Here is a 17,157-nt window from a genome sequence, read left to right on the forward strand (position 1 = left end):
TGAAATCGTTGTAGTTACATCTTGCGCGTGATGATGTCGCGCATCACTTCATTGGACCCGCCGTAGACGCGCGCCACGCGCATGTCGACAAAGGCGCGGGCGATCGGATACTCGAGCATGTAGCCGTAGCCGCCATGCAGCTGGACCATGTCGTCAATGCATTTCCACTGCACTTCGGTGGCGTGCAGCTTGGCAATGGCGGCTTCTTCGCCCGACAGCCGGCGGCGCATGTGCTCGCCCAGGTAGTAGTCCACCATGGTGCGCAGCGCCACGGCATTGGCCTTGACATCGGCCAGCTTGAACTTGGTGTTCTGGAAGTCCCAGACGGTGCCGCCAAAGGCCTTGCGGTCCTTCACATACTCGATGGTCTGTTCCAGCAGGCGTTCGATCTTGGCGGCAGCCGTCACAGCGATGATGAACCGCTCCTGTGCCAGGTCGTGCATCAGGTAGCCAAAGCCCTTGTTCACTTCGCCCAGCAGGTTGCCCGCCGGCACGCGCACGTTGTCGAAGAACAGCTCGGCGGTATCCTGCGAGTGCATGCCCACCTTGTGCAGCTTGCGGCCGCGGCGGAAGCCTTCTCGGTTGGTCTCGACCAGGATCAGGCTCACGCCCCTGGCGCCGGCCGCGGGGTCGGTCTTGCAGACCACCATCACCATGTCCGAGCAGAAGCCGTTGCTGATGAAGGTCTTGCTGCCATTGATGACCCATTCGTCGCCGTCGCGCACCGCCGTAGTCCGGCAGGCCTTGACGTCCGAGCCGCCTCCCGGCTCGGTGATGGCAACGGCGAGGATGGTCTTGCCCGCGCAGATGTCGGGCAGCCAGCGCTGCTTCTGTTCCTCCGTGCCCAAGCGGGCAATGTAGGGCGCCACGATATCCGAGTGCAGCCCGAACGACACGCTGACACCGGCATAGGCCATTTCCTCGGCGATGATGGCCGCGTGGCCGAAGTCGCCACCGCCGCCGCCATACTCGGTCGGCAGTGCCGTGCAAAGAAGCCCTTCGCGCCCGGCCTTGAGCCAGGTTTCGCGGTCGACGATGCCGTCGGCCAGCCATTGTTCCTGGCGCGGTACGCATTCGCGCTCCAGGAAACGGCGCACGGTGGTGCGGAACTGCTCATGATCTTCACGATAGACACTGCGAACGACTTCCACGACGTCTCCTCCCTGTCAGGTATTGGCGTAGCCGGCAGGTCAAACGATCCGGCCGGCTCTCGGTGAACGGATGATGCGCCGCGAGCCCCACCACCCCCCCTCCCCGATATGGGTAGTCCGGACACCCCGCTGCACGCCGGGGCGGAACCGGGGCCAGCCCCTACCCAACTCGGGGAGGCGTTCGCCTACAGGCTGGCCGCCATCATTTCCCGCAATGGCAGCGAGTGCGGTGACCACCGCCCTGCCCTCAGGTAACCAGGACCAGCAAGGAGATCACTGTGGACATCACCCGTACCGTGTTCCGCGAGGACCATGAGATGCTGCGCGACAGCGCGCGGCGCTTCTTCGAGCGCGAATGCGCGCCACACCAGGAGGCGTGGGACCAGGCCGGCCGCGTCGACCGCGAAACCTGGCTCAAGGCCGGCCGTGAAGGCCTGTTGTGCGTCGCGATCCCGACCGAGTACGGCGGTGGCGGCGGCGACTTCGGGCACTCCGCGGTGGTGCTGGAGGAAATGCACCGCGCCGGCATCTCGGGGGCCGGCTTCTCTCTGCACTCTGACATCGTCGCGCCGTACATCAACCGCCTGGGTACCGAGGAACAGAAGCAGCGCTGGCTGCCCGACATCTGCGCAGGCAAGACCATCCTGGCGGTGGGCATTACCGAGCCGGGAGGCGGCTCGGACGTCAAGGCCTGCCGGACTACGGCGGTGCGCGACGGCGACGAATGGGTCATCAACGGCAGCAAGACCTTCATCTCCAACGGCATGAGCGCCGACCTGATCATGCTGGTCTGCAAGACCGACCCCGCAGCCGGCGCCAGGGGCGTGAGCCTGATCCTGGTCGAGACCAACCGAGAGGGTTTCCGCTGCGGCCGCAAGCTGCACAAGGTCGGCCAGCCGGCTGCCGACACCGCCGAACTGTTCTTCGACAACGTGCGCGTGCCGGCGGGCAACCTGCTGGGCGAGCCAAACCAGGGCTTTGGCTACCTGATGCAGGAGCTGGCGCAGGAGCGCCTGATCATCGCGCTGTACGCCGCCACGGCACTGGAGCGCCTGCTCCGCATCACGCTGGAATATGTGAAGGACCGCAAGGCTTTCGGCGGCACCGTCTGGGACTTCCAGAACACCAAGTTCAAGCTGGCCGATGTCAAGGCCAATGCCGTGGCGCTGCGCACCATGGTGGACTACTACCTGGGCGAACACATGCGCCGCAAGCTCACCGTCAATGAAGCGGCCATTGCCAAGCTGTATTCGACCGAAACGCTGTGGAAGTGCATCGACGACATGGTCCAGCTGCACGGCGGTTACGGCTACATGCTCGAGTACCCGATCGCGCGGGCCTTTACGGACTACCGCGTGTCCCGCGTGGTGGGCGGCGCCAACGAAGTGATGCGCGAACTGATCGCACGCAAGCTCTGAGCGCGACGCGAACGATCACGGTGCTACCTGCCCGCAAGCCGCGGGCCAATTATCTGGAGAAGACAAGATGAGTGAAAAAGTACTGGTTGGCGGCGTGGGGATGATTCCCTTCAGCAAGCCGGGCGCCAGCCCCAGCTATACCGACATGGGTGCGGAGGCAGTCCGGCGGGCGCTGGCCGACGCCGGCATCGGCTACGAGCAGGTGCAGCAGGCCTACGTCGGCTATGTGTACGGTGACTCCACCTGCGGCCAGACGGCGTTGTACGAAGTCGGCCTGACCGGCATTCCTGTGGTCAACGTCAACAACAACTGTTCGACGGGTTCCACCGCGCTCTACCTGGCCCGCCAGGCCGTGGCGCTGGGCGACGCCGACTGTGTGCTGGCACTCGGCTTCGAGCAGATGCAGGCCGGCGCGCTGAAGTCGCACTGGGACGACCGCCCCAAAACACGCGCCCGCTTTGCGCACGTGCTGCAGGATCTGACCGCCGACGTGGCTGACCTGCCGCAGGCACTGCGCACGTTCGGCGGCGCGGGCCGCGAGCATATGCAGAAGTACGGCACGAAGATGGAAACCTTTGCCGCCATCCGCGCCAAGGCCAGCCGCCACGCCGCCAACAACCCGCTGGCACTGTTCCGGAACGTGGTCACCACCGAAGAGGTCATGAACGACAAGGTGATGTGGCCCGGCGTCATGACTCGCCTGATGGCCTGCCCGCCGACCTGCGGCGCCGCCGCCGCGCTGATCGTCTCGGAGAAGTTCGCGAAGAAGCACGGTCTACGCACCGACGTGCAAATCCTGGCCCAGGCCATGGCCACGGATCCAGTCGAATCGTTCGATCCGCCCTCCATGATCAGCTATGCCGGCTTCCACATGGCGCAAGCCGCTGCCAACAAGGTCTACGAGAAAGCAGGCGTGAACCCGAAGGACATCCGAGTCGCGGAGTTGCATGACTGCTTCGCCCATAACGAGTTGCTGAGCTACGAGGCGCTGGGCCTGTGCGGCATTGGCGAAGGCGAGAAGTTCGTGATGGACGGCGACAACACCTACGGCGGCCGCGTTGTGACCAATTCCTCCGGTGGCCTGCTGTCGAAGGGCCACCCGCTCGGCGCGACGGGCCTCGCCCAGTGCTACGAACTGACCCACCAGTTGCGCGGCACCGCGGACAAGCGCCAGGTGGAAGGCGCGAAGCTCGCGCTGCAGCACAACATCGGCCTGGGCGGCGCCTGCGTGGTGACGCTCTACGGCAAGGCCTGACCAACGGTCACGAATGCGGCGGCTTCGTGTCGCCGCCCCTCGAAATCTTGAAATCCCACAGCGGGAAACATCCAGCAGGAGTATGAACATGAGCAGGAAACTGGAAGGCAAGGTTGCCATCGTCACTGGTGCAGGGCGTGGTATCGGCCGCTGCATCGCCCTGAAGTTCGCCAGCGAAGGCGCCGGCGTGGTTGTCAACGATCTTGATGCCGCACCGGCCAATGATGTGGTGGAGGAGATCCGCCGCAGCGGCGGCAAGGCACTGGCCTTTGCCTGCAATGTCACCGAGCCGGACTTCGGCGAACGCCTGGTCAAGGCCACACTGGAGGCGTTCGGCGGCATCGACATCATCGTCAACAATGCTGGCTATACCTGGGACAACGTCATTCAGAAGATGAGCGACGAACAGTGGGACGCCGTCATCGACTGCCACCTGAAGGCGCCCTTCAACCTGCTACGGGCGGCCCAGCCCTACTTCCGCGAAGTCAGCAAGGCCGAGGCCGCCGAGGGCCGCGAGGTCTTCCGCAAGGTGGTCAATATCTCGTCGATCTCCGGTACGCAGGGTAACGCCGGGCAGGTCAACTACTCCGCCGCCAAGGCGGGCGTGATGGGCATGACCAAGACGCTGGCCAAGGAATGGGGCCGGATGAAGGTCAACGTCAACTGCGTGGCCTTCGGCTTCATCTCCACCCGCCTGACCGAGGCCACCACCGAAGAGAAGACCGTGAGCATCGAAGGCCGCGACATCAAGGTCGGCGTCAATCCGGAGCGCATCGCGCAGGCCAGCAAGGAGATGGCGCTCGGCCGCCCCGGCACGGCGGAAGAAGCCGCCGGCTCGGTCTACATGTTCTGCATTCCCGAATCGAACTACGTGACCGGCCAGACCATCATTTGCGGCGGCGGTCGCGGCGGATTCTGAGGCAGGGGCAACGGGGCTGCCTGTAGAGAGTCCCGCCTTGCGGCAACCCCGATTGCCAAAGGCGCCGGCAAATTGGGGAGCGGATCGCGCGGACGTCGACGGCCTCAGCGAGGTCTGGGGGCGCCGAGGTCTGGCGTATCGGCGGCCAGATCGCGCAACAGAGCCACGGCTTCATCTCTACCGGACACGCCGAGCTTGATGTAGATGTTCTTGAGATGCCACTTCACCGTCTCCGGCGAAATGGAAAGCGTGCGCGCCACCATCTTGTTCGACATCGCCTGCGCGATCAGCTTCAGGACTTCAGCCTCGCGCTCGCTGAGCGTCCTGATAGGCGTGGAGCGGCGCACGGCGGAAGCTGGCGCCACCGCGCGGCCGCGCCATCGGCTCGACGCTTCCAGCAGGCGCCTGGCATAAAAGGCCACGACCGGGTCGAGCCCCTGCTCGTCCAGCAACCTGCGCATCAGCCCCTGTCCGCCTGTCGCTGCGTCGAGAAGGCTGCGCACCAGACCAAACCGCTGGCCATGGCGCAGCGCCCCACAGAGGTGCTCCCGTGCAGCGCGTGCATTGCCGCGCCCGTCCTCGGCCACGGCGCACTGAACCAGCACGGTGGCGAAGTGCCGGCCTCGCGCGGCAAGCTCCACGCTGTCCAGGAGTGGCCTCAGGCGTGCCATGGCGCCATCGTAGTCATGGCGGTGCAGGGCCAGGCCGCTGGCGGACAGTTGCGCCACGACGTCGATCTCCCACACCGAAGCGCGGCCGGCCCCCGCTTCGGTCGACAGCTTCTGCGCGCGGGCGACGGTTGCTTCGGCCAGGTCGATCTCGCCCTCCTGCAACTGCCAGCGTGAGCGCACGGCCAGGGCCAGGGCCAGCAGACGGTCGAGGTGGTGCCGCACGGCGTAATCCTCCAGCCGGTCCAGGTAGGCAGCGGCCTCCAGGCGCCGCCCGGCGACACGATGGGACAGCGCAAGCATGAGCAGGGCACGCAGGACCGCGTCGGGGACCGAAACGGCTTCCAGTTGCTCGATCCGATTCTCCAGCAATTCGCAGACGGAATCGATCTCATTGAGTTCGTAGAAGGTCTCGCTCAGCAGCACTGCGGCCATGTGCGCGGCGCCCACATATTCGCCGCCAAGCTGCTCCGCCTCGTTCAGCACCTGGCGGAGCACCGGCTCGGCTTGCAGGATCTTGCCTTCCATCAACAGGCTGAGCCCGGACAGACAGCGTCCGACCAGACCGCTGACCATCGCGCCACCCCGCAGCGTGCTGTCGGCCAATACTTGCCGCGCCCGCTCGTGCTCGCCTCGGTGCATGTGGAGCCAGCCCACCACATTGCCGCGCGCGGTCAGCAGGAAATCGTCCGCATCCGCGGGTACACGCTCCAGTTCCGGCAACAGGACTGCCGCAGCACCGATGTCATCCTGCATCAGGGCCATGCCGCCCCGCAGCACCGTGACAGCGTAACGCTCGCGCAGCCCCAGCGTGGCGGCCTGCTGCGCAAGGCGCCCGATTGCCTGCGCGGCCGCATCTAGCCGGCGCGCACGCAGGTTGATGTGGGCCTGCATCAGTTGCAGCGAGAAGCGCGACTCGACCTGCTCGGGCGGCAGCATGCGCAGAAGGCTGGTCAACTGGCCGAGGCCCCCGCGTGCCAGCAGTTCGGAAGCACGCGCCTCGATCGCATCGGCGGCCGCGTTCGCCTCGCCGGCGAGCACGGCATGCCGGACTGCCTCTTCCACCTGGTCGCGCTGCTCGAACCAGCGCGATGCCGCCGCATGGAGCGCTTGCTGCTGTGCGACCGGCATTGCCTCCACCCGCGCAAGCAGCACTTCGCGCAGCAGGGGATGAAGGCGATACCAGCTTTCGTGCTCATGGCCGCTGACCTGGATGATGAACAGATTGCTGCTGTCCAGCCTGACCAGCCGCGTGGTCATGCGCGCAACGGCGTGCGGCTCACCGACCAGGGCCGCGCACAGGGGGGCGCAAAAGCGGCTGCAGATCGCCACGCAGGTCAGCAGCTTCTGGTCGTCCTCGGCGAGCTTCTGCAAGACCTCGCGCTCGAAATACTCGGCGAAGGCACTCGCATCGCGCAATGCAGTGGGCGAAAAGCCAGCCCCTTGCTTCGCCTTGATATCCAGCGCGAACAATTGCAATCCGGCGACCCAGCCGTCGGTCAGATCGTGCAGCCGGCGGGCGTCGCGCGGGCTGATCCCGCCAAGCTGGTCACGCAGGTAGGCTTCGGATTCCTCGGGGCTGAAACGCAGGTCGCGCAAGTCAAACTTCGTGACGAGGCCTTGCGAGTGCAAGCGCGCCAGCGACAGTGACAACTCGCCGCGCGAGCACAGCACCAGGTGCAGGTGCGGCGGGGCGTAGTCGAGCAGCCATTGCAGCGCCTGCCAGATGCGCGCGTCCTGGATGTGATGCACATCGTCGAGCACGAGGACCAGGTCCCGTGGCTGGCTGGCAACTGCCTCGATCAGCGTGACCACCCAATGCTCGACCCTGGATGCGTCGCTGCCGTCCCCGATGAGGTTCGCGGCCTTGCGCGCAATCTCGCCCTCGACCAGCCCGATGCTGGCGAGCAGGCAGTCGAAAAAGCGGCCCGGCTCGTCGTCCTCTTCGGCCAGCGACAGCCATGCCACTTCGAAGCCCAGTGATACCAACACCTGGCGCCAACTCACCATCGTCGAAGTCTTGCCGCATCCGGCTGGGCCCTGGATCACCACGCAACGCTGGTGCCGCGCTTCCAGCAGCCGCGCCAGCAGCGCCTCGCGAGCCAGTGGCCGCCGTGCAGGACGTGGCGGTACCAGCTTGGTGCCGGCAATGGGCTCGAATACGTGCGAGTGGATGCTTGCCAACGGTGTCTGCCCTGATTGGTACGAAGACATGATTCTGTGGTGCCGGACTCATCACGCAGGCAGCGGCCCGGCGACGGGAAGCTGGACATTATAGTGACATGTTCCGCGCACCAGCCAGTAAGAGGATCTCGGTAGTTCCGCCGTTCGGCAGGCTCCGTGCACGGCTCGGCATGCTGCATCGCGGCGCAAATACCCCCCATTCTTTACTCCGTTCGGGTAGGCAGTGGTCTCTGTCGGCCCATGCATGATGATGACTTCTGCCACAGCACCGGGAACCCGGGAATGAGCCATGGCCGCCCTGCCTTCCGGCCGGCCGAGCAACCCATGACAAGATGCGGCGGACACCAGCCGCGACAAGGAGACTGCAACGATGATCCGCAAGAGATGGACGTGCATGCTGGCGCTGGCGCTGGTGCTGGTGAGCCAGTCGGCTTCGGCACAGCCCACCTACCCGACCCGGCCGATCAGCTTCGTGCTGCCCTTTTCCGCAGGCGGCGCCGCTGACACTGTCTCTCGCATGCTTGCCGAGGAAATGAGCAAGCGCCTGGGCCAGCCGATCATCGTCGAGAACCGTCCGGGTGCCGCCGGCGTCATCGGCACAAACGTTGCAGCCAAGGCTCCGGCCGACGGCTACACCGTATTGCTGACACTGACGCAGGCGATCCTCACCAACCAGTTTCTGTTCACCAAGCTTCCCTACGATCCCCGCAAGGAACTGGCCTTCGTCACCGAGGTCTGCGGCGGTTCCGTCCTTCTTGTGGTCAATCCCCGCATACCAGCAAAGGACGTCAGCGAACTGCTCAACTGGGCCGCCAACAACCGCGCCTCATTCGGCTCGTGGGGTACGGGCTCCTACGGACACCTCACCAGTGCCTACCTGAACCGCTCACGCAAGATCGACCTCACCCATGTCGCCTACAAGGGCGAAGCACCGATGATCCAGGACCTGGTGGGCGGGCAGATCGACATCGCCTTCGTTACCGCGTTCTCGGCCAAGCCCTTTATCGACTCGGGCAAGCTGCGTGTTCTGGCGGTGACGGGTGAGCGGCGCCTGCCCGCCCTGCCCAATGTGCCGACGCTGGCTGAAGCCGGGCTGACAGATCCGGAATTCCAGTCAACGGGCAAACTCATCATGATGGTGCCCGCCGGCACCCCCGCGCCAATCGTCGAACGCATCGAGAGTGCGGCACGCGCCGTGATCGGCACCGAAGCGATCCGCAACCGCATGCGCGGCATCGGCATGGAGCCGATCGGCAACAGCAGCAGGCAGGCGCTGGCCAATTATGAGGCGATGTATCCGGTGCATCAGCGGCTCGTTCAGTTGACCGGCGCGAAGCTGGACTGACGCCTCTCCCGCGCTGCTGCTCGCCCGGGACCGTCCCGGGCCGCAAGACCACTTTCCCGTACTCCGCACCGACGCCACCCCGCCCCACCTCCCCAATGCGGGGAGGCCGGTCGGGCGCCAACGCGCCCTAAGCTTGGCTGGCCTGCCGTCCGGCACCGGCGCCGCAGCGACTGACACGTGCCAGCGGCTTCACCTCGGAGAACGAAGAACATCATGCTGTCTGGCATCAGGATTGTGGAAATCTGTGGGATCGGCCCGGGCCCGTTTTGCGCAATGCACCTTGCGGACCTCGGCGCGGACGTGATTGCGATAGAGCGCACGGCCTCCGGAGAGTCCGGCGCTCCGGCAGACGGCAGCGTGCTCAATCGCGGCAAGCGTTCAGTGGTTGCCGACCTGAAGACGGCCGAAGGCCGGGAGCTGGTGCTGCGCCTGATCGAAGATGCGGATGCGCTGATCGAAGGCATGCGTCCGGGCGTCATGGAGCGCCTCGGGCTCGGGCCTGACGTGCTCCAGCAGCGCAACCCCCGCCTGGTCTACGGCCGCATGACAGGCTGGGGCCAGTACGGTCCACTGGCACAAGCTGCCGGGCACGACAACAACTACATTTCGCTCTCAGGCGCGCTCTACTACAATGGCGCCCCTTCCGAGCCGCCCTCCTCGGCCATCACACTGGTCGGTGATGTGGGCGGCGGCGCGCTCTACCTCGCAATTGGCCTGCTGTCCGGCATCCTGAACGCACGCGCGACCGGCAAGGGTACGGTGGTCGATGCGGCCATCACCGATGGCTCGGCCCACATGCTGCAACTACTGCTTGCCACGCGCAAGAAGGGCCTGGTGACGGGCGTGCGTGGCCAGAACGTTCACGACAGCTCGCACTTCTTCGCCACCTATCGTTGCGCCGACGGCCACTTTGTCACGCTGGGCGCGCTTGAGCCGCAGTTCTATGCCTTGCTGCTGCAAAAGCTCGGCCTGGCCGAGGACCCGCGCTTCGCCCGGCAATGGGATCGCCAACGCTGGCCGGAACTGCATCGCCACTTTGCCGAGCTGTTTGCCAGCAGGACGCGTGCGGAATGGTGCGCGCTGCTCGAGAACACGGATGTCTGCTTCGGGCCGGTACTGAGCCCCGAAGAAGCCGCGGCGCATCCGCACAACGTCGCTCGCGGCGTGTACTTCGAAAGCGACAGACAACTGCAGGCTGCGCCGGCACCGCGCTTCGACGGCCAGGCCCGGCGACCGGGGCCGATACCGACGCCCGGCCAGCATACGGAAGAGATCGCGGCCATCCTTGCCGGCAAGGATGCGCACGGGCTATGGCATTCCCCCCGTGCAGGCTGACCGGAGCCACCGCATGCGCCGCAGCACATACGCGGACAGTGCACGGGATTGCGCCACGGCGCAACGCGGGCGCCTGCAGCCCCGGCTGTCCGCGCTGATCGCCGAAGTACGCGCGCTGCGTCGCGAGCTCGAACTTATGCTGGCGCTGTACGCGATGCCCGATCCCCGCGAGGTGATGGCATGCCGCGCGCAACTGCTCGACCAATGGATCCAGCAGGCGCAGGGCCGGCGGCAGCTGGTCTGCCTGGCCTGCGCGGCCGAAGAAGGGGTACTCACCCGGCACCATCTGGAGCTTGGCCAGCAGACCGCGTCGACCACATCCGACCGCGCGCTGCGCGCCTTGTACTGGGCAAGTGTCCAGCGCTGGAGTCGCCTGCCTGTTGCTGGCCAGCCCCGAACGAGCGCACCCGTGGTGCGGCGATACGCCTCGAAGATCGTGGCAGCCGATATGTGCGAGAAGTGCTGTGAACTCAGGCATGACGCCAGGCGCTTCGCTCCGCACGAGGCACTGGCCCCACTGGCCCCACTGGCCCTTGAGCACGACGAGATGCACCGGACTGACCAGGCAGTGACGATGTCCCGGTATGACTGCATGGCCTGCGCTACGCGGTGGGTTCGACGGGTCTTGCCATGGGAGCCGTTTGTCTCCTGGAGCGTCGTGCAGTCCGATGTTGCTTCGGCTGCGACGCCGCCGGGCCCTCTTCACGCGCTGACCGCAATGGCAGTGGGTAAGCATTCCGGCCTCGTGCCATCCAGCCTGTAGAGCACAACAACCCGGTCCAGCCCCCTTCCGTCACCACACCGCGAAGAAAACAAAAAAAACCGGCCAACGGGCCGGCATGAAAATACCTGCCGGCAAGGACACCCGACAGGCGTGGAGAAGGAACAGAACCAGCGGGACGGCGCGCCACGCGCGTCGACGCTCCGTGCACTGGCAGCCAGTTCGACACCAGCGTAGCGGCTCAACCCGACTTTGGCGCCACCCCTGAAGGGTAGTCGCCGACAACCCCGTATTGCACGGAGATGGCACACCGCTGCCGCGCAGCGTCCACCGAGAGCATCAGGGTCAATACGGATGGGTAGTGCGCGAATACGACACGCTGGCCATTTGGAGTGGTCTTCCTCGCCGCGCTTCTGCGCTCTACTTTGCCTGCGCTAGCTGCCACGACCTGCAACAGGCAGCACAGGCACGCGCCCGAGAAACAGCGCGACCGGACGGGCCGGAACCACACCTCGTGTACCTGCCGCCGGAATCCAAAAACGATACGGAGACCCTCAAGCATGAAAAGGAAGTTCCTGACCCTGGCGGCATTGGCGCCTGCTGCAGTCACTGCCCATGCGCAGACCAGCGTGACGCTTTACGGAGTGATTGACGGATCCGTCGAGTACGTCAACCGCGTGGCCGCTGGCGCGGCCACGCCCACGCAGGGCGGCAGCCGCTTCGGCATGCCGAGCGTTGGCGGCCTGTCCGCCTCGCGCTGGGGCCTGCGCGGCGTGGAAGACCTGGGTGCCGGCAACTCGGCGATGTTCGTGCTGGAAAGCGGCTTCCAGTGGGATTCCGGAGCCCTGCAAAGCGCCCCGCTGTTCAACCGCCAGTCCTACATCGGCTTGCAGAACAAGGAATACGGCAAGCTCAGCTTCGGGCGTCAGTACACTTCTTTCTTCGATGGCATGGCCAACTTCGCGCCGCTGCGCTTTGCCGCCACCTACGAACCGGGGATCTGGTGGATGGGCCTGAACTACCGCGAAGACAATATGGTCAAGTACACCGGCCAGTTCGGACCGCTGCAGGCCGTGGGCCACTTCTCGTTCGGTACCGGCACGGCAGTGCAGAACGCCAACATCGTGTTGGCCAACGGCGGCGTGGGTGAAACACCGGGTAATTTCACCGACAACACCGCCTACGGCGGTTCGCTGATGTACCTGGACAGCAGCGGCCTGGGATTCTCAGTTGCCGCGGACATCTGGCGCCCGGCCGCCGTAACGGGCCAACCGGGCAGGGTGAACAAGTATGGCGCCGCCGCGCTCTACAACACCGGGCCGTTCAAGTTCACGGCGGGGTACCGCTACAACAAGGGCGAGTTCTCCAATGGCGCCACCGTGCTGCGTGACGACTACTGGTGGGCCGGCATCAACTACCAGGCAACGCCCGCGCTGGGCCTGTCGTTGGCGTACTACTACGCGGACATCAAGAGCGCACGCACTGCGGCCACGTCGCCGGAGACCAACCCGGCAAATATGCAGCAGGTCAGCTTCATTGCCGACTACAACTTCAGCAAGCGTACGGACGTGTACCTGTCCGTTGGCTATGCCCACAACGGTGGGTTGAGCTTCGACAGCACCGCCACTGCCTTTGCGTTCAAGTACCCGACCATGACCGGTCAGCAAAATATGGTCGGCGTGACGGTGGGCGTACGCCAGGTCTTCTGACACAAGACGGCGGGCACCCGATACGCCGGACACTTTCGTCCGGCGTCCGGTACGCGGGATTTCCCGCTACCCGCTACCCGATTATGGGGGGTCGCAGAGCAGGCACGTGCGTACATCATCCTCTCAGGATGAGCAAGCCTGAAGGACAACGCATGGAACCAGAGACTCCGAACCAGCCGGAACGCACGCTGCGGCATACCCGCCAGATCCTTTGCCGCGGCTACCTGCGCGACGACGGCCTGTACGACATCGAGGCCGAACTGCATGACATCTCCCCAGTGCCGACCGAACTGCCTTTCATCGCGCTTCCGGCCGGTGGATCCATCCACCAGATGCGCCTGACCATGACGATCGACGCGGAACTGGTGATCCGGCACATGTCGGCCCGTACCGATACCGGCCCCACGCCCTACTGCGCCGAGATCAACGCGGCCTATGCGGTGCTGGAGGGACTGCGTGTCGGCAGCGGCTTCCGGCAGGAGGCAAAGGCGCGCCTGGGTGGCGCCAGGGGCTGCACACACCTAACCGAACTGCTGGGCCCGCTCGCCACCACCGCCATGCAGACGATCATGTCCATGCAGCGCGAGACCACGCCCTGGCACGCGCGGCTGGAAGGCGACGCCCCCATACTCCAACCCTGGGTACTGGGCACCTGCCACGCCTATCGCCTCGACGGCGAAGCCGCCAAGGTCATCTGGCCGATCGACCGCCGCGCGCGCAAGTAGGCCGGACCGCCTGACTACCCACTTCGCGGAGGGCTGCCATGCCCTGCCGCCGTGATCATGCCTGCGTGCGATGCCCGTGACGGGGCGCCATTGCCATCCAATCCGGCCCGTCCCGAGAGCCCAGTAGAGATAGCCGAGGCGGTGCGCCCAGCCGCGGGCTGCTACCAGCACGCTTGGCGCCGACGACGATGCGCAGGCGTTGGCATTGTTCTTGCGTGTCACCGCCGGATAGATACTCCCCATTTCTGCCGAAGCAAAAAAGAAGGGCCCGTTCCTTCACGGGCCCAAGAGTCTCTCCTCGGTGCCCTGCTCGCAAGGCACGGCTGAAGAATAGCCATTCGGCTGAGCCACAAGAAGTCGGATAACTCCGTAAGGGAAAGCCCCCGTCAACGCGGGTTGGGTCGAAGCGTTGCGTTACGGGGACGCCGCCATTGCGTAGCACACGTCTGCCGGCGTTTGCAGTTGTGTCACCGCCGCCCCCCGTGGAACAATCAGCGCCATCGGAAACATCCGATCGCACAACAAGAAGCAGCACCACGAAGCACGACAGAGCCGGACCGATCCGGCCAATTGGTGATCGGCGGATGGCCAGGGCGGCCAGCGCCGCCACGGTTATTTCTGACTAATTTTCGACGGGTGTCATCATGACCAATTCGGGCCTGCCACGCCGCGCCTCGTTCGGGGGCGTCGCGTCTGTCTTCCTTTCCCTTGCCGCATTGCTGACGCCGGCCGCCATCCCGGCGGCGCAGGCGGCATCCAGTCCGGTTATCCAGCGCATCCAGCAGACCGGCACGATCCGCATCGCGCACCGCGAAAGCTCCGTGCCGTTCTCGTTCATTGCCGACGGCAAGCCGGTCGGGTACGCCGTCGATCTGTGCCTGAAGGCGGCTGACGCCGTGCGCGCCCAACTGAAAATGCCGCAGTTGCGCGTGGAGTGGGTGCCCGTGACGCCGGCCACGCGCATCCCGGCCATCGTCGATGGCAAGGCCGATCTGGAATGCGGGTCGACCACCAACAATCGCGAGCGTCGCGAACAGGTCGCCTTCACGATCCCACACTACATCGCCGGCAGCCGCATGCTTGTCAAGTCGGATTCCGGCATCCGCCGCTGGAGCGACCTGCGCGGCAAGACCGTCGTCTCCACCACCGGCACCACGCCGCTGGCCATGATCCGCAAGATGGATGAGTCCGGCGCGATGGGCTGGAAGGTCCTGGAGGCCAAGGACCATGCCGAGGCGTTCGCGATGGTGGAATCGGGCCGCGCCGATGCGTTCGTGATGGACGACGTGCTGCTGTTCGGCCTGCGCGCAAACGCGAAGAACCCGGCTTCGCTGGCGGTGACCGGCGACCTGCTGACGATCGAACCCTACGCGATCATGCTGTCGAAGCAGGACGCCGAGTTCAAGAAGATCGTCGACAAGGCCCTGGTCAACGCGATCTATGACCAGGAAACCCAGAAGCTCTACCGCAAGTGGTTCCAGCAGCCGATCCCGCCCCATGGGATCACGCTGGATATTCCGATGAGCTACCTGCTGCGGGACTCGTTCAAGTTCCCGAGCGACAAGGTGGCGGATTGAGGCGCTGACGCCGACCACCGGTCTTGCTCCTCTCTCCCACTTGCGGGAGAGGGGAGAAAACAGAACACCACTCCGGTCATCCCGTGCGAAGATACCGCCCGTTGCCCTCGGGCCCGCACCGCACGACCCACCATGACCGCAGCCCCCCTCAAGCTGTCCGACCTGTCCGTTTCCACCACGGTGGCCGGGCTGATCGCCATGCTGACCGGCTACACCAGTTCGCTGGTGCTGATGATCCAGGCCGGACAAGCCGCGCACCTGACCGATGCCCAGATATCGTCCTGGATCTGGGCGCTATCGATCGGCATGGGTGTCACCACGCTCGGACTATCGCTGCTAATGCGGGTGCCGATCGTGATTGCATGGTCCACGCCCGGGGCGGCGCTGCTGATCGCATCCCTGCCCGGCGTGCCCTACCCGGAAGCGATTGGCGCGTTCCTGATGGCGGCCCTGCTAATGACGGCGGCCGGCCTGACCGGCTGGTTCGACAAGCTCATGAAGGCGCTACCGGCCAGCATCGCTTCGGCCTTGCTGGCCGGCATCCTGTTCCGCATCAGCGTCGACGTATTCGTCCAGGCCCAGCACCAAACGCTGCTATTACTGGTGATGTTCGCCGTCTACCTGTTTGGACGGCGCTGGTGGCCGCGTTATGCGGTGCCCGGTGTGCTGGTGATCGGCGTGGCGCTGGCCGGCGTACTCGGCCAATTGCACTTCGAGCAGTTTCACTTCGCCGTAACCATGCCGGTCTGGACCGCACCTGCGTTCTCGGTATCGGCATTCGTCAGCATTGCCGTGCCGCTGTTCATCGTGGCGCTGGCGTCCCAGAACATCCCTGGGCTGGCCGTGCTGCGTGCCGATGGCTACCACGTGCCGGCCAGTCCGCTGATTGCGGTCACGGGCGTGGCGTCGGCCATCCTGGCGCCGTTCGGATCGCACGGTATCAATCTGGCGGCCATCACGGCCGCGATCTGCACCGGCCCGCAGGCTGACGCCGATCCGCGCCGCCGCTACATGGCCGCCGTGGTCTGCGGTATCGGCTACCTGGTCATGGGCATCATGGCAGCCAGCATCGCCGCATTGTTCGCGGCCTTCCCAAAGGCGCTGGTGGTGGCCGTCGCCGCCTTTGCGCTGCTTGGCTCGATCGCCAATGGGCTGACGGTGGCCATGCAGACGCCGGTCGAACGGGAATCGGCCCTGCTGACGTTCATGATCACGGCGTCCGGCATGACGCTGGCAGGCGTCGGCTCGGCGTTCTGGGGCGTGGTGGGCGGCATGCTCGCGCTGCTGGTGCTCAAGCCGCGCGAGCCAAAGTCCGCTTGATGGTCGCCTGATCGTCGCCTGATGGTCGCCGGGCAACGGCCCAAGCTCAAAGACCCGATCTGCTAGAGCAGCAGGAAGGCGATGTCCCCCACGCCGATCTGCGTGAGCGACATGCCCTTGCGGCGCTGGAACAGCACATGCTCGAGCACCCGGTCACGGTGCTCGGCGAACACAGCGGGATCGAACCGCAACGCGGCGGTGGCGTAGTGCTCCGCCAGCAGTTTGTAGACGCGATGGCGCACCAGCAGCAGTTCGTTGTCGGTTTGCAGGCGCGACATCTCGACGCTGTGCTCATCCTCGAGCTGCCGCATGCTGACCACCACGCGCGCGTGCATCCCTCGATAGCGATCGATCTCGGCATGAGCGCGGCGCAGTTCGTCGCGCAGCGTCCGCACTTCCTGCATCAGTTTCAGATTTTGCTGCACGCCTCGCTGAATGCGGGACGCTTCTTCCAGCGCGTGGTCGGCTGCGGCAATCGTGTTCTGCCAGACGCCCTCTCCCGGATCGCGCCCGGGATCGGACTCCCCCTGCAAATGGCCGAGTCGCGTGGTCGGCCAGGCCGTTACCCCGTCAAGCTCGTTGTTCATGATGCTCCCCTTGATCCCATCTACAACCTCGCCAGCCGCCGGCGTATGTTTTGGTGCCGGCATGGTCAGGCCAGATTGGATACTGCCGCGACATTCTGGAGGCGCCTCTTGTGTATTCCCGGGCGCCCCGTGCGTTTTCAGCGCATACCATCATTCAATTCCCCTATCCCTTGCAGGGCAACCACCGCGTGGGAGGGTAATCGATCACCTGAAATTACGATGACGCCAGGATTCTCGGCAATT

13 protein-coding genes are annotated in these 17,157 nt (G+C 65.3%); 10 read left to right on the top strand and 3 right to left on the bottom strand.

Translation table 11 applies throughout. The annotated features are described in order from the left end of the window. Positions 1-14: 14 nt before the first annotated feature. Positions 15-1,151, bottom strand: coding sequence for an acyl-CoA dehydrogenase family protein (locus RMET_RS12685; RefSeq protein ID WP_011517106.1), 1,137 nt, complete (start codon positions 1,149-1,151; stop codon positions 15-17). Positions 1,152-1,429: 278 nt separating this feature from the next. Here RMET_RS12685 and RMET_RS12690 point away from each other — a divergent pair, with 278 nt between their 5' ends. From RMET_RS12690 to RMET_RS12700, 3 genes are all read left to right on the top strand, one after another. Further along, positions 1,430-2,569, top strand: a complete 1,140-nt coding sequence (locus RMET_RS12690) for an acyl-CoA dehydrogenase family protein (RefSeq protein ID WP_011517107.1) — start codon at positions 1,430-1,432, stop codon at positions 2,567-2,569. Between the two features lie 67 nt (positions 2,570-2,636). Beyond that, positions 2,637-3,824, top strand: a complete 1,188-nt coding sequence (locus RMET_RS12695) for a lipid-transfer protein (RefSeq protein ID WP_011517108.1) — start codon at positions 2,637-2,639, stop codon at positions 3,822-3,824. A gap of 88 nt (positions 3,825-3,912) precedes the next feature. Next, positions 3,913-4,743, top strand: coding sequence for an SDR family NAD(P)-dependent oxidoreductase (locus RMET_RS12700; protein WP_011517109.1), 831 nt, complete (start codon positions 3,913-3,915; stop codon positions 4,741-4,743). A 104-nt stretch (positions 4,744-4,847) separates the two neighbouring features. Here RMET_RS12700 and RMET_RS12705 read toward each other — a convergent pair whose 3' ends face one another. Next, positions 4,848-7,625: a LuxR C-terminal-related transcriptional regulator gene (locus RMET_RS12705; RefSeq protein WP_011517110.1), complete on the bottom strand. Its 2,778-nt coding sequence runs from the start codon at positions 7,623-7,625 to the stop codon at positions 4,848-4,850. A 364-nt stretch (positions 7,626-7,989) separates the two neighbouring features. Between RMET_RS12705 and RMET_RS12710 the strand changes: the two genes are divergently transcribed. The 7 genes from RMET_RS12710 (at position 7,990) to RMET_RS12745 (ending at position 16,327) form a co-directional block, all read left to right on the top strand. Beyond that, positions 7,990-8,940, top strand: a complete 951-nt coding sequence (locus RMET_RS12710) for a Bug family tripartite tricarboxylate transporter substrate binding protein (RefSeq protein WP_104670240.1) — start codon at positions 7,990-7,992, stop codon at positions 8,938-8,940. 213 nt (positions 8,941-9,153) lie between these two features. Beyond that, a complete protein-coding gene (locus RMET_RS12715) occupies positions 9,154-10,275 on the top strand; it encodes a CaiB/BaiF CoA transferase family protein (protein WP_011517112.1) in 1,122 nt (373 codons plus the stop codon). Positions 10,276-10,288: 13 nt separating this feature from the next. Further along, positions 10,289-11,038, top strand: coding sequence for a hypothetical protein (locus tag RMET_RS12720; RefSeq protein ID WP_011517113.1), 750 nt, complete (start codon positions 10,289-10,291; stop codon positions 11,036-11,038). A gap of 518 nt (positions 11,039-11,556) precedes the next feature. Next, entirely contained in the window at positions 11,557-12,705 is a 1,149-nt protein-coding gene (locus tag RMET_RS12730) for a porin (protein WP_011517115.1), read from the top strand. A gap of 152 nt (positions 12,706-12,857) precedes the next feature. Further along, on the top strand, positions 12,858-13,430 hold the full coding sequence (locus RMET_RS12735; protein ID WP_011517116.1) for a DUF2889 domain-containing protein: 573 nt from the start codon (positions 12,858-12,860) through the stop codon (positions 13,428-13,430). A 644-nt stretch (positions 13,431-14,074) separates the two neighbouring features. Next, complete coding sequence (locus tag RMET_RS12740; RefSeq protein ID WP_011517117.1) at positions 14,075-15,007, top strand: amino acid ABC transporter substrate-binding protein; 933 nt, start codon at positions 14,075-14,077, stop codon at positions 15,005-15,007. Between the two features lie 132 nt (positions 15,008-15,139). Next, complete coding sequence (locus tag RMET_RS12745) at positions 15,140-16,327, top strand: benzoate/H(+) symporter BenE family transporter (protein ID WP_011517118.1); 1,188 nt, start codon at positions 15,140-15,142, stop codon at positions 16,325-16,327. A 62-nt stretch (positions 16,328-16,389) separates the two neighbouring features. Here RMET_RS12745 and RMET_RS12750 read toward each other — a convergent pair whose 3' ends face one another. Next, positions 16,390-16,914, bottom strand: a complete 525-nt coding sequence (locus RMET_RS12750) for a hypothetical protein (protein ID WP_011517119.1) — start codon at positions 16,912-16,914, stop codon at positions 16,390-16,392. Positions 16,915-17,157 lie beyond the last annotated feature (243 nt).

This window comes from Cupriavidus metallidurans CH34 (genome assembly GCF_000196015.1).
In the GTDB taxonomy this organism is placed as follows: domain Bacteria; phylum Pseudomonadota; class Gammaproteobacteria; order Burkholderiales; family Burkholderiaceae; genus Cupriavidus; species Cupriavidus metallidurans.

Excerpts from the sequence above, each read along its gene's own strand:
- RMET_RS12695 (WP_011517108.1), top strand. The coding sequence starts at position 2,637 with ATGAGTGAAAAAGTACTGGTTGGCGGCGTGGGGATGATTCCCTTCAGC.
- RMET_RS12700 (WP_011517109.1), top strand. The coding sequence starts at position 3,913 with ATGAGCAGGAAACTGGAAGGCAAGGTTGCCATCGTCACTGGTGCAGGG.
- RMET_RS12705 (WP_011517110.1), bottom strand. The coding sequence starts at position 7,625 with ATGTCTTCGTACCAATCAGGGCAGACACCGTTGGCAAGCATCCACTCG.
- RMET_RS12710 (WP_104670240.1), top strand. The coding sequence starts at position 7,990 with ATGCTGGCGCTGGCGCTGGTGCTGGTGAGCCAGTCGGCTTCGGCACAG.
- RMET_RS12715 (WP_011517112.1), top strand. The coding sequence starts at position 9,154 with ATGCTGTCTGGCATCAGGATTGTGGAAATCTGTGGGATCGGCCCGGGC.
- RMET_RS12720 (WP_011517113.1), top strand. The coding sequence starts at position 10,289 with ATGCGCCGCAGCACATACGCGGACAGTGCACGGGATTGCGCCACGGCG.
- RMET_RS12730 (WP_011517115.1), top strand. The coding sequence starts at position 11,557 with ATGAAAAGGAAGTTCCTGACCCTGGCGGCATTGGCGCCTGCTGCAGTC.
- RMET_RS12735 (WP_011517116.1), top strand. The coding sequence starts at position 12,858 with ATGGAACCAGAGACTCCGAACCAGCCGGAACGCACGCTGCGGCATACC.
- RMET_RS12740 (WP_011517117.1), top strand. The coding sequence starts at position 14,075 with ATGACCAATTCGGGCCTGCCACGCCGCGCCTCGTTCGGGGGCGTCGCG.
- RMET_RS12745 (WP_011517118.1), top strand. The coding sequence starts at position 15,140 with ATGACCGCAGCCCCCCTCAAGCTGTCCGACCTGTCCGTTTCCACCACG.
- RMET_RS12750 (WP_011517119.1), bottom strand. The coding sequence starts at position 16,914 with ATGAACAACGAGCTTGACGGGGTAACGGCCTGGCCGACCACGCGACTC.